The organism is Mucilaginibacter endophyticus (assembly GCF_003351025.1).
Taxonomy (GTDB): Bacteria; Bacteroidota; Bacteroidia; order Sphingobacteriales; family Sphingobacteriaceae; genus Mucilaginibacter; species Mucilaginibacter endophyticus.
Genome location: NZ_QPCG01000001.1, coordinates 1,404,097 through 1,416,615, shown reverse-complemented (window position 1 = coordinate 1,416,615; position 12,519 = coordinate 1,404,097). Strand labels below are relative to the sequence as shown.

Sequence of the window (12,519 nt, the reverse complement as noted above, 5' to 3'; positions counted from 1 at the left end):
TGATTAAACAAAAAGGGCTCTCCAACGCGGAAAGCCCTTTTACTAATCTCTAATCTCTAACCTCTACTTATGCTTCGAGCTCATGTAAAAAGTGATCTCACCACCGTTCATGATCTCATCATGGCTAATAAACAGCTTATCAAGCGGCTTACCGTTCAGTATCATTTTTTGCACGTATACATTTTTAGGACCTTGATTTTTAACGTTTACCGTAAACTTTTTACCGTTATCCAGGTTGATAACCGCGTGGTCAACAGCCGGACTGCCGGTTGAATATTGATCAGAACCTGGTGCTACCGGGTAAAAACCAAGCGAGGTAAATATGTACCATGCACTCATCTGGCCGGTATCATCGTTACCACCCAAACCATCTGGGGTTGGCTTGTACATCATCGGCAAAATCATGCGTACGCGTTCCTGTGTTTTCCATGGCTTATCTGTCCAGTTATACAGGTAGGCTACGTGGTGCGATGGCTCATTACCATGCACATAGTTGCCGATAATTCCGTCGCGGGTAATATCTTCCGTTTCGGCAAAATACTTATCGGGCAAATTCATGGTGAACAATGAATCCAGGTAACGCACAAAACGTTTATCGCCGCCCATCAGCTTGATCAGGCTTTTAGGATCCTGTGGAGCGAACAATGTATAATTCCAGCTGTTGCCTTCAATAAAACCTTCATTAATGGTGCTCAACGGATCAAATTTAGTCCTAAATGAGCCGTTGGCCAGCTTAGGACGCATGAAACCTATCGAGGCATCATAAACGTTTTTATAATTTTCAGAACGTTTGATGAACTCCTCGTAAATATCATTCCTGTTCAGTTTTTTGGCAAGCTGAGCAATTGCCCAGTCATCAAAAGCATATTCAAGGGTTGAAGACACCGATACGCCGCTTTTTTCGTCAGGGATGTATCCTTTATCCATATACTCGCCAATACCTTCATAATCGCGGTGGCGGGCTGTAGCAACGCAGGCATCAAGCGCTTTGTTGGCGTCAAAATTCACATTACCTTTTATAACGGCATCGGCAATTACAGCAACGCTGTGGTAGCCACTCATACACCAGTTTTCGTTACCCGAGTTTGACCAAACCGGCAACATGTGCTCCGGGCTCTGATCAAAGTGGGCCAGCATCGATTGGATCATATCCGCATTACGTTTCGGCTCAATGATATTGAATAACGGGTGCAACGCACGGTAAGTATCCCAAAGCGAAAATGTAGTGTAGTTGGTGAAACCATCTGCCTTGTGTACATTTTGATCAAGGCCTTTGTATTGGCCATCAGCATCCATGTACAACGTTGGGTTGATCATGGTATGGTACATGGAGGTGTAGAAGTTCAGTTTGGTTTCTTTGCTTCCGGCAATCTCTATTTTATGCAGTTCTTTTTCCCAAAGCTGCTGACCATCATTCTTGATCTTATCAAAGTCCCAGCCCGGCGCTTCGGTGCGCATGTTGTTCATTGCGCCATCCATGCTTACAGGAGATATGGCAAACTTGATCTTGATCTTCTCCCCTTCCTCGGTTTTAAAATCGAAGTAAGTACGGATCTGCCGCCCTGCGATTTCAGGGAAGTTTTTAGTTTGATTGAATTTACCCCAGAAACCACCATACACTTCGCGTTTATCATACTTTTTATAGCCATGCTGATAAAAAGGTTTTGAAAAGCTCATTGCAAAATACAACGTACGGGTACGTGCCCAGCCATTGGTTTGGCGGAAGCCAACAACAGTTGAATCGTTAACAACCTTAAGGTAAGTCCATACGTTTTTATCAGGATAGTTATAGATACCCGCCATCAGGTCAAGAATGATATGCGACTGATCTGACTTAGGAAAAGTATACTGGTGGAAACCAACCCTGGCAGTGGTAGTTAGCTCGGCCGTTATATTGTTATCATCCAGCTTTACTTTGTAGTAGTTAGCAGCGCTAACCTCATTCTGATGCGAAAATGCTGAACGATAGCCGCTACCCGGTTTATCTGCAGTACCCGGATTTAATTTAAGCTGGCCAACAGTCGGCATAATTAAAAAATCACCCAGATCTGAGTGACCGGTACCGCTGAAATGGGTATGACTAAAGCCGACTATCGTTTTATCATCGTATTGGTAACCCGCACAGTATTTATACACATCGGGATTATAGTGACCATCTTTTTCATAGCTCGCCGTATCCGTTTCGGGGCTTAATTGCACCATACCAAATGGTACAGTAGCACCAGGATAAGTGTGCCCCATACGTTGTGTGCCTATAATGGGGTTAACATAATCAACCAGCTTTTCTGTTTTTGTTTGGGCCTGTGCATATGCCGCCGACCCTATTAATAACGCTGTAAGTAATTTTTTCATTTGTACTATTAAGTATATCCTTGTTCCCGGCTACGCCGGAAAAATATTCATCATCACCGGCCCTCCTGTTTATTTACATTACAGCCTTTAGCTTTTTTGTGATAAGGCAGCTAATTTATATAAAACACAGTGCCAATTGTGGTTTAGCTACATTTGTTACACAACAAACATAAACGTTTTAAATAGCAGGGTTTGCTGCATAGGCAGCCCACAATTCGTCGACAGTTTTACCGGTAAGGTTTTTCCAGCTATCGTTTGTGTAAGTATGGTCGCGCAGTTGCTTATCCAGTTCCTTAACCAATCCTGGTTTAAAGTTTTTTTCTGTCCATACCAGGAAGCGGGCAGTTATACGGTAAGCATTATCATAGTTTTGGGTTGATTTAAAGGCAGGTAACGCCCATTTTGCACCGGCGTTATCAACTCCAAATTTAAAACGGACATAGTCTGCAATGCCTTCAGTTAACCATCCGGGACCAACGCTGTTACCATACGCCTGCACAATATGCATCACTTCGTGCGTAACCACATCAACGTCGCCAGGATGTTTAGTCATGTATTTAGCGCTGAATACTACGGTATCATTCCCGGTAGCCGCTACGCCATCATAAGCGGTGTCGATAACAAAAGTTACCTTTTTAGATGTGTTTTTGTTGTACTCCTTTGCCAGTTTGGGATATACCTCAAAAAAGGTTTTGATCAATCTGTCTTTCAAATCGGTGCTAAATGCAGCATCCTTATTAATGAAAGTTACCTGGTACCCCTTTTTCTTAAAAACTTCCTGGGCATTAGCTTTGGCGCCACAACATGTTGCCCCAATTAAAAGTAGTGGAATAAGTATTTTTTTCATGAATAGTTTTGGTTTTTGCGCGTGATAGTAGGTAAAACCGTTCAAATATAGATAAAACGTTTTATCATTTAAAACACAATCCTTTGTAATATTATTATGTTATTTTTTTATCCGGTCAAAATAAACGCCTGTTGCTCTTCAAACAACAGGCGCTTTTATTAATTAAACAATATTAGTAAAAAAGAACTATGAAGCACTTGAACCCTCAGGAGATCATCTCTCCCGTTGTGCTCTCCTATTCAAGATGAGCACATTGTTCAAATGTAGGCAATTAAAACGTTTTACCAAATGATTTTACCATTATTTGTTTACCAATACTAAACTCCCTGTTATGCAGAGACCTTAGCTAAGGTTGATCCCCGCTCAATCAACTTAGACGGAATCTGCAAATCTATTTTTGAAGCATCAAGTTTGTGCGTATTGATTTGTGCCATCAAAATGTCAATTGCCGATTTGGCAATATCATAAGTTGGCTGCTGTATTGTAGTAATACCCGGCGGATATAAACTGAATACTTCATTATCGTCAAAGCTGATTACCGCGATATCTTCAGGGATGCTAAGCTTAAGATCTTTGATAGCCTGCAAGCCCATAGTACCCAAATAATTGGTGGTAAAAAAGATAGCATCCATCTGCTTTTGCTTTTCTATAAATGCTTTAATGGCTTCTACCCCTTCATTTTTATCCATATCAAAAGGGATTTTCAGAACCGTTTTACTGCTATCTTTCAGCTTATTATCCTTTAAAGCCGCTTTATAGCCCAGGCTACGGTCATTAAGCTGAATCAGGCCCAGATCGGCTGTTACCATGCCTATATTTTTATACCCTGATCTTACAAAGCAATCAACAGCGTTATAAGCGCTTGCAAAATTATCAACCAGTACGTGCGGGATATTTGTTCCGGGAAAATATCCATCTATCAATACTACCGGTTTTTCATTATCAACCAGGTTCTGGATATCTTTTTCCAAACCTTTCATTGGGGTAATAATATAACCATCAACCAGCTGCTGGCTTAGCATCCTGATCATGTCCTTTCCCTTTTGCAAGTTATTGTTGGTACTGCAATATATAATGCGGTATCCGCCTTTCTCGGCTTCTTCTTCTATCACCTTCGCCATCTCTCCAAAAAATGGGCCGCCAATACTCTCCACTATCAGCCCTATAACTTTAGAAACACCGGTACGCAGACCAACGGCCATGCGATTAGGCTCATAACCGTTTTTTTGGGCTACATCCAATATTTTCTTGCTGATCTCTTTGCTAATACGGCCCTTTCCATTCAAAACAAATGAAACAGTGGTTATTGACGTATCGGTAAGTTTGGCTATATCCTTAATGGATATCTTTTTTTTCATCATCGTTTCTCAAATTCAGGTTTAAGGTTTAGAAAGCCCGCCACTTTAAATATTTGTCAATTTTATGCCTGATCTAAAGTCAGTTAAAAATCAGAGATCTTACTAAAAATCTCGCTTTACTCCATCTTTTCAATCAAAAAAGGCAATTTTATCCATCTAACTGCCAATATTTTAGCTATTCAATATAAACATTTAAAACCGGCTGGGTAAATATAGCTTATGACTTCCATTTTTAATCTTTTCAACAACAATTTGTTACAAAACAATGAAAACAAGCAATAATTGTCAGATACTATAGCTAAATATTTTTTAAAGAAGGAATTCAATAAAAGCTTTTACTATGCCCGGAGCTAACGAATTTATGCTACATTTAAATTTTGTGTTTCCCTTAATTAATTGGTATTTTAAAACTACATGAGCATAACGCCAAAACTCAACCGTTTTGATCTTTCAATGATTGTTGTGAGCCTTGTGATTGGCATGGGCATTTTCGCGGCGCCTGTCGAAGTGGCTAAAAACTCAAGCACTCCTCTTTTGTATTTCGGGGCCTGGCTACTTGGCGGAGCAGTGAGTTTATGTGGGGCACTTACCTTTGCCGAAATTGGTGCACGCTACCCTACTACCGGTGGTTTTTACAAGGTTTTTTCGTACTGCTTTCACCCCGCTTTTGCTTTTATGATTAATTGGGTGCTGGTGATAAGCAACGCCGCTTCGGTGGCTGCCGTAGCACTTATAGGTGCAGAATATATTAATCCTGTTATTATGCCCCCAAGCCTTCAAAACGATACGGGCATCAAAATCATGACTATAACATCGGTGCTTATTTTGTACATCATCAATTACCTGGGTATTAAGATGAGTGCCCGTACCCAAAATATACTTACCCTTTTTAAAATATGCATGATCTTGATTTTGTGCGCCGCCGTGTTCAAAGGCAATATCCATACCGCCAAAGAAGTTATCGCATATCATAATAATAACAATATAAGTGCGTTCGGATTAAGTTTGGTGGCTGTATTTTTTACCTACGGTGGCTACCAGCAAACCATAAATTTTGGAGGCGATATTATAAACCCGAAAATCAATATCCCCAAGGCTATATTTTTTGGGATAGCCACCGTGATATCATTATATATGCTTATCAACTTTGCCTATTATTCTGTTCTGGGAATTAGCGGTCTTCAGCACAAGACCACGCTGGCGGCAACACTTGCCGGGGTTTTGTTTGGAGCGGCTGGATACAAAATAGTATCTCTGTTAATGTTTGTTTCGGTGCTGGCTTTTGTTAATGTAAATATTATGGCCAACCCCCGTGTTTACTATGCCATGGCCGAAGACGGTATATTACCGGCACGCTTTAAACGTGTAAACAGCCAAACCCAGGTACAGGAATTTGGCCTTACATTTTTTGTTGGCGCGGTGCTTATCATCCTGTTTTTTGCAAGCTCGTTTCAAACCATCTTAAGCTACGTAATGTTTTTTGATACCGTTGGTCTTTCAACCGCGGCTATTACAATCTTCATTTTACGGCGCAAAACCAAACAGCTTAATAATACCGGTATATATGTTATGAAGTGGTACCCGGTTATTCCTATCATATTTATTACCACCTATTGGTTTGTTACCATCAGCATTTTTATTGAAAATCCGCAGGCAGCTTTAATATGCATCAGCGCATTTATAGCAGGCCTTATTATATACTATATCACAAAACGAAGCCAAAAACCTATTACTACACTTTAATTACTTATGGATTTGTCATTTATTTTAAATGAACTTGGGGAGGAAAGAGAGAACTATTTCAACGCCGTTTCGCCGCCCATTATGCAATCAAGCAACTTCAGTTTTAAAGATGTTGCAGGGCTTAGGGAGGCTATGAATGATGAATTTGAAAGCAGCTTGTACTCAAGGGGCCAAAACCCCACACTCAATATACTCAGAAAAAAACTTGCCGCGTTAGACGGTGCCGAAGACGCACTTTTGTTCAGCAGCGGTATCAGTGCCATCAGCATCCCGATCTTGTCCCTGCTAAAATCGGGCGATCATATTATTGCAGTGGATAACCTGTACAGCTGGACAATTAAACTTTTCAAAGACTTTTTACCCAAATTTGGCATCACCACCACATTTATTGACGGAACTGTTTTTGAAAATTTTGAACAAGCAGCAACTCCGCAAACACGCTTAATTTATCTCGAAAGCCCCAATACGTTTTGTTATGCGTTGCAGGATATCAAAAAAGTGACCGGCTTCGCAAAATCAAGAGGTATAATAACCATGATCGATAACAGCTATTGCAGTCCGCTGTATCAACAGCCAATATCCATGGGCGTTGACCTGGTTGCGCAATCGGCAACAAAATATATTGGAGGGCACTCGGATGTGGTAGCCGGCGTACTTACCGGTAGCAAGGCTTTGCTTAAAAAGCTTTTTGAGCATGAATTCATGAATACCGGCCCTGCATTGTCCCCTCATTCGGCATGGCTGCTTTTGCGAGGTTTAAGGACCCTCCCGCTTCGTTTGCAACGTAGCTTTGAAAGCACCCGGATCATCACAGAATGGCTTGCAAGCCACCCGGCAGTACAGGAAGTAATCTGGCCGTTCAGTCCCCAGTTTCAACAAGCCGATCTGGTAAATCAGCAAATGCAGGGCTGTGGCGGTTTGTTTAGCCTGGTATTAAAAAACAGCACATTCAATAAAATTGAAACGTTTTGTAACAGCCTGCAGCACATCCTGCTGGCAGTTTCGTGGGGTGGCCACGAAAGCCTTGTTGTGCCGGCCATAGCATCATTTAAGAAAGAGGATTATTCAACCGATAACGGTCATCATCAGTTAATACGGATGTATATTGGGCTCGAAGATCCGCACTATCTGATAGCAGATATTAAACAGGCTTTAGAACAATAAACAGCTCCCGGCCTCGCGCCGGGATTGCTGTTTGGTTTGGAAAATCAATAGTTAATTATTTATAAGGATGCGTGTTGAGTGCCTTTTGCATGTTGATGCTCAAAATACAGGTATTTGATCTGGTATTCCCGGTTTAAGCTGTCATAAGCCATCAGATCCGCATCACCACGAAAGTAATTGCGGATGCTGTACCTGAAATCATTTTGCCCGGAAAAACTCCTGTATACGTTTGCTATAGTTAAATTTAAAACGGGCGTTGTAGCATCAGTGCTGTAAAAATAAGTTTCGGTACGTGTGTAGCCTTTACCTTGTGGCATTAGCTGTACATGGGCATAAAGTGGAAAGCCTGCCGTATCAATCATCTCGTAAGCTTCGTTTTGATAAACCCTGTAGTCCTTACCTTCATAACGGTAGCCAAAAATCTCGTTTTTTGCTATTCTGATCTTTTTGCCCCCAGAAAGAATACTAATGCGGCTACCACCTAAAAAATCGTTAAGTTTTAGCTTTTTTCCAGCTTCAGGCCCATAGCTCAATTTGCCTGATTTGTAATCCTGAACAGTTAAATAAATACCAGAATTGGCATTTGTGTTTTGTGCCATAAGGCGATTTGCCTGTATACTGATCACCATCATGACGATGACCATTTTAATTGAATTTTTCATTTTGTTTACTATTTAATTCTTGAAATTAAGGGCATAAAAAAGCCGGGCGGCAAAACCCGGCCTCCAACCTTTACTAAACCTACCCTTACAATCCAAACGGGATAAGTTATCGCGGTTTTAAAGTACGTTTATATAATGCGCCTCTTGTGTCTAAAAGCGCACAAGCAAGGCAGCTATGAATCTTGTTTCAGAATTTACCAGATCAGGCGTAAAATTAGTTCCGGAAAGCGGTGTAGTATTATAGCCATCAGGTGAGGTTACGCCACCGTGGCCTGCAAAATAAGGCACATCTGCATGGCGGTGTACCACTTCCATCCTGAAGGTGAGGTAATCGTTAGGCATCAGGTCTACAGTAGTTGAGTAATCGTAAGCATGAAACTTATCGCCAGGATTAGCCGAGAACGGATGTGTACCAATTGCGCCGGTACCTACTGCCGGAATTGGGTTTGCATCACCTGTTGGATAAAGCACCAGGTAACGGCCCGGGTTATTCATTACACCACCGCCTATAGTCCAGCCTAAGTGGCCGTTAGCCATCACCATACGGTTGTAAAACATGGCACTTGCAAAATATTGGGCAGGGCCTTTAACTGGATCAGATTTAAACCCGTTAACACCATCTCCTTTCTCATCGCCAAGGTCGCCGGTTAAAGAGAAAGCCATACTATTTACAAACGTATTTTTGTTTTTATAGTAACGTACCTCTACGCTATTATCAGTATGGAAACGTTTACGGCCTGGTTTGTCCTGCGTATCGGCACCGTAATAGTTATTGGTTAACACCTGTAACCATTCTTTTGGGCGCCAAAGAATTTGACCACCAATACCTGGCCTGCTGTTAAACATGCCATATGATTGCCAGCCGTTGATAAGCCAAGGCTCAATTTTCAGTTTATCCGATACAAAGATTTGTACACGTACGCCGTTAAAAAACCACGGTGTGTTATCACTTGTAAATGATGGCTGGTAAGCCCAGTTCTCGGCATTATAGTACGAGAACAACCCCACGTACGACATGAACAAGCCGGCATCAACGTTAATACCATTAAGCACATTAAAGTGATAACCGGCGTTAGCTTCGCTCAGGTAGCGATAAGCTGTACTCAGGTCAAATTGCCCGCGTGTAACGCTAAAATCGTTACGGGGCACAACGGTGGCACGGGTACCGAACTGCGTTAGTACGCTGGCCCGCACATTATCGTAGTGAAAATCGCCGCCAAAGGCTACGGTAGATATCTCGAACTCGTGATCACGAGCCAGAGCGGTTGAGCCAACTACGGTATGGTCTACCGGGTTATTGTTTGAAGCGGTATAGTTAAAATCAAGCAGGAAACGACCGGTGAAATATTTGGTATCAAGTAAAGCTTTGTGACGGCGGTCGTTGCCGTTAAGCCAGGTAAAGTCGCCAAAAGCAAACGGCTCGGGTTTGGTTTTTACGGTGTCTTTAACAATGGTGCTGTCTTGTAATGATGCAGCGTTTGCCTGGGCATAGGCTAAAAGAAGTGTAAGGCCTAAAGCAATAAATAAGAGAAGTTTTTTCATTTTGAATATGATATTATTTGTTCGCGGCAAGGGCGGGTTGCAGTGTTAAATTTTAATTGCCCCTGCCTGCGTTAATTATGGCACGCCTGCCAATTGCTATACCAAAGCGGTTGCAATATTTTTCGCCGATTTGATTATCAGCCTTTTAATTATTTTGTCTTTATTTTTTGATGAGCGATATCTGAATGATCCTTTTCATTTTGAGAAGGTGGTTTTCTCATGGTGATTGGGAGGGAAATGGATAATCACGGCGTCATGCTGAACTTGTTTCAGCACCCCACAGGATAGGTGGGCATTTTGCTTAGCGCGTGAGGTGTTGAAACAATTTCAACATGATCGTGATTTTATTTACTCATAAGTATCAGTTCATGATAATATGGTACTCTTCAATTTTTCGGTAAAGGGTGGCTAAACCAATTCCAAGCACCCTTGCTGCCTCCGATTTATTGCCTTTTACATATTTCAGGATCCTGCGGATGTGATGGCGCTCCACGCTGTCGAGATCAAGCGCAACCAGGTCATAATATCCGCCGTTATGAAATTCATTGGGCAACAGTTTGGGAGTAAGCAGCGGTTCATCCATCAGGATAATAACTCGTTCAATTACATTTTTAAGCTCGCGGATGTTACCGTTCCATTTGTGTTGGTTGAGCAGCTTAAAAAAGTTCTCATCTACGTCGGGCTGCTTTTTCTTCACCTTGGCCGAATAAAGCTTAATAAAATGCCTTGCAAGCACCTCTATATCCCCTATCCTATCTCTCAGGGGCGGCAACACGATAGAAAACCCGGACAGGCGATAAAACAGATCGAGCCTGAAATGTCCGTCTTCCGATTCCTTTTGCAAATCGCGGTTGGTGGCAGCAATAAGCCGCACATTTACCTTTACAGTCCGCGTTTCGCCTATTTTAATGAAAGTACCGTTTTCGAGCACTCGTAACAGTTTGGCCTGCAGGTCGTGACTCATTTCGCCAAGCTCATCTAAAAATATGGTGCCGCCGTTGGCTTCTTCAAATAAGCCCTTCTTGTCCTTCAGCGCCCCGGTAAATGCACCGGCTTTGTATCCAAACAGTTCACTCTCCAATAACTCTTTACTAAAGGCACTGCAGTTAACAGCAACAAAGGGTTTGTCTTTACGCAGGCTTTCGTAATGAATAGCTTCGGCAAATACTTCTTTACCGGTGCCGGTTTCACCCAAAAGTAAAACCGTGGCGTCGGTTCGGGCTACTTTTCTGGCCAGTTCAACGGCTTCAAGTATCGCCGGCGATTGCCCCAGTACAATCGGAAAACCATGCAGGGTTTCAACCTCATTTTGCAGTTCGTTAATGTGATACTGAAGATTAGCTTTATCGAGCGCCTTACTTACAAGGGGTATGATCTTATCATTATCATCGCCCTTGGTTAAATAATCAAAAGCTCCGTTTTTGATAGCCAAAACCCCATCACTAATGGTACCGAAGGCCGTAAGGTTAATGATCTCGATGTAGGGTTTTATTTGTTTAATCCGTTGCACCAGTTCAACACCATTGGCATCCGGCAACTTTACATCGCTCAAAACTACTCTTACATCCTCGCGTTCTATGAGTCGCAAACCTGCTTTGGCATTGGGGGCCTGAATCACGTGATATCCTTCCAGTACCAGGATGCGGGCCATTAGTTCGCTGAGCTTTACCTCGTCATCAATTATTAATATGCTTGATTTCATTTTTGTATTTGTTTGGATTATTGATGAGCATCAGCGGCAGCGTTTCAAGCAGCCGTACATAAAGGTTGATGCCCTTCTTGATCTCTTCGAGGTAGATAAATTCATCGGCCGAATGTGAGCGTGCCGAATCACCTGGGCCAATCTTTACTGAAGGGATAGATAGCCAGGCCTGATCAGATGTAGTTGGTGAAATATAAGTTTTGCAGCCAACAGCAATCCCGGTTTTAACAATAGGATGTTCGGGAGATACCGACGATGCCCCCAGCGAACCAGGGCGAGGGTTCACCTGGCATGATACATTACGCCTGATGATATCAACTATCTCGTTTTGCGAAAAAGTATCATCATGCCTGATATCTACCGTAAACTCACACCTTCCCGGCACAATATTATGCTGTGAACCGGCTTTAATCGTAGTAACCGTCATTTTTACCGGCGCAACTCCTTTCAATTGCTGCGGAAACTGGTACAGGCTAAACCATTCCAGATCTCTTAAACATTTATGTATGGCATTATCACCTTCCTCACGCGCGGCATGACCGGGGCGACCGTTACTTATGCAATCAATGACAAGATTGCCTTTTTCGGCAATGGCCATTTGCAACAGGGTTGGCTCACCAACTATGGCCAGTTCGCAACCGCCCAATAATGGCAGTATTGATTTGATCCCATTCTCGCCAGAGTTTTCTTCTTCCGCCGTGATGGCAAGGCACAAATTAAAACCAAGGCCATGGTAGCTGTAAAAATGCAGGAAAGCAGCAATGAGCGATACCACGCAGCCACCCGCATCATTGCTTCCGAGGCCATAGAGTTTCCCTTCGCTTATTTCCGGGCAAAACGGATCTTTTGTGTACCCCTCGTTTGGCACAACCGTATCCATATGAGAGTTAAGCAATATTGTCGGTTTAGTTTCATCGTAGTATTTATTAAAGCACCAGATATTGTTTCCCTGCCGTTTTACCTTTACCGAATACCCCAGCAAATGCTGATATATAATATCAGCAACCGCATCCTCACTCCCGCTGAACGACGAGGCTTTTATCATATGCTGTAACAGCACAACAGATTCGCTGAAGAAATGCGGATTCAAAGGCAGCGTATGCCCTACCAATGAGGTGGCAGGCTGCTCATTCAATGTTTTTATCATAG

Annotated in this window: 9 protein-coding genes; 2 read left to right on the top strand and 7 right to left on the bottom strand. The window is 42.5% G+C overall.

Going from position 1 to position 12,519, the window contains the following annotated elements:
- Positions 1-63: 63 nt before the first annotated feature.
- The 3 genes from DUL71_RS05615 to DUL71_RS05605 form a co-directional block, all read right to left on the bottom strand.
- The gene (locus tag DUL71_RS05615) at positions 64-2,352 is read right to left on the bottom strand and encodes a GH92 family glycosyl hydrolase (protein ID WP_114937115.1); all 2,289 of its coding nucleotides are present in this window, start codon (positions 2,350-2,352) and stop codon (positions 64-66) included.
- A gap of 178 nt (positions 2,353-2,530) precedes the next feature.
- A complete protein-coding gene (locus DUL71_RS05610; RefSeq protein ID WP_114937114.1) occupies positions 2,531-3,199 on the bottom strand; it encodes a basic secretory protein-like protein in 669 nt (222 codons plus the stop codon).
- Between the two features lie 329 nt (positions 3,200-3,528).
- Positions 3,529-4,560: a LacI family DNA-binding transcriptional regulator gene (locus DUL71_RS05605; protein WP_244228705.1), complete on the bottom strand. Its 1,032-nt coding sequence runs from the start codon at positions 4,558-4,560 to the stop codon at positions 3,529-3,531.
- 411 nt (positions 4,561-4,971) lie between these two features.
- On the opposite strand from DUL71_RS05605, the gene DUL71_RS05600 reads away from it, so the two are divergent.
- Together DUL71_RS05600 and DUL71_RS05595 are read left to right on the top strand one after the other, a co-directional pair.
- Positions 4,972-6,300, top strand: a complete 1,329-nt coding sequence (locus tag DUL71_RS05600) for an APC family permease (RefSeq protein ID WP_112573730.1) — start codon at positions 4,972-4,974, stop codon at positions 6,298-6,300.
- Between the two features lie 6 nt (positions 6,301-6,306).
- On the top strand, positions 6,307-7,464 hold the full coding sequence (locus tag DUL71_RS05595; protein ID WP_114937112.1) for a trans-sulfuration enzyme family protein: 1,158 nt from the start codon (positions 6,307-6,309) through the stop codon (positions 7,462-7,464).
- A gap of 59 nt (positions 7,465-7,523) precedes the next feature.
- On the opposite strand, the gene DUL71_RS05590 is transcribed toward DUL71_RS05595, so the two are convergent.
- The 4 genes from DUL71_RS05590 to DUL71_RS05575 form a co-directional block, all read right to left on the bottom strand.
- Positions 7,524-8,126, bottom strand: a complete 603-nt coding sequence (locus DUL71_RS05590) for a hypothetical protein (RefSeq protein WP_114937111.1) — start codon at positions 8,124-8,126, stop codon at positions 7,524-7,526.
- Positions 8,127-8,276: 150 nt separating this feature from the next.
- Positions 8,277-9,668, bottom strand: a complete 1,392-nt coding sequence (locus DUL71_RS05585) for an outer membrane beta-barrel protein (RefSeq protein ID WP_114937110.1) — start codon at positions 9,666-9,668, stop codon at positions 8,277-8,279.
- 361 nt (positions 9,669-10,029) lie between these two features.
- Positions 10,030-11,370, bottom strand: a complete 1,341-nt coding sequence (locus DUL71_RS05580; RefSeq protein WP_114937109.1) for a sigma-54-dependent transcriptional regulator — start codon at positions 11,368-11,370, stop codon at positions 10,030-10,032.
- A complete protein-coding gene (locus DUL71_RS05575; RefSeq protein WP_114937108.1) occupies positions 11,345-12,517 on the bottom strand; it encodes a M20/M25/M40 family metallo-hydrolase in 1,173 nt (390 codons plus the stop codon). The genes DUL71_RS05580 and DUL71_RS05575 overlap by 26 nt, the downstream gene beginning before the upstream one ends.
- Between the last annotated feature and the right edge of the window lie 2 nt (positions 12,518-12,519).

Coding starts and splice junctions, on each gene's coding strand:
- DUL71_RS05575 (WP_114937108.1), bottom strand. CDS start 12,517: ATGATAAAAACATTGAATGAGCAGCCTGCCACCTCATTGGTAGGGCAT.
- DUL71_RS05585 (WP_114937110.1), bottom strand. CDS start 9,668: ATGAAAAAACTTCTCTTATTTATTGCTTTAGGCCTTACACTTCTTTTA.
- DUL71_RS05580 (WP_114937109.1), bottom strand. CDS start 11,370: ATGAAATCAAGCATATTAATAATTGATGACGAGGTAAAGCTCAGCGAA.
- DUL71_RS05590 (WP_114937111.1), bottom strand. CDS start 8,126: ATGAAAAATTCAATTAAAATGGTCATCGTCATGATGGTGATCAGTATA.
- DUL71_RS05615 (WP_114937115.1), bottom strand. CDS start 2,352: ATGAAAAAATTACTTACAGCGTTATTAATAGGGTCGGCGGCATATGCA.
- DUL71_RS05600 (WP_112573730.1), top strand. CDS start 4,972: ATGAGCATAACGCCAAAACTCAACCGTTTTGATCTTTCAATGATTGTT.
- DUL71_RS05595 (WP_114937112.1), top strand. CDS start 6,307: ATGGATTTGTCATTTATTTTAAATGAACTTGGGGAGGAAAGAGAGAAC.
- DUL71_RS05610 (WP_114937114.1), bottom strand. CDS start 3,199: ATGAAAAAAATACTTATTCCACTACTTTTAATTGGGGCAACATGTTGT.
- DUL71_RS05605 (WP_244228705.1), bottom strand. CDS start 4,560: ATGATGAAAAAAAAGATATCCATTAAGGATATAGCCAAACTTACCGAT.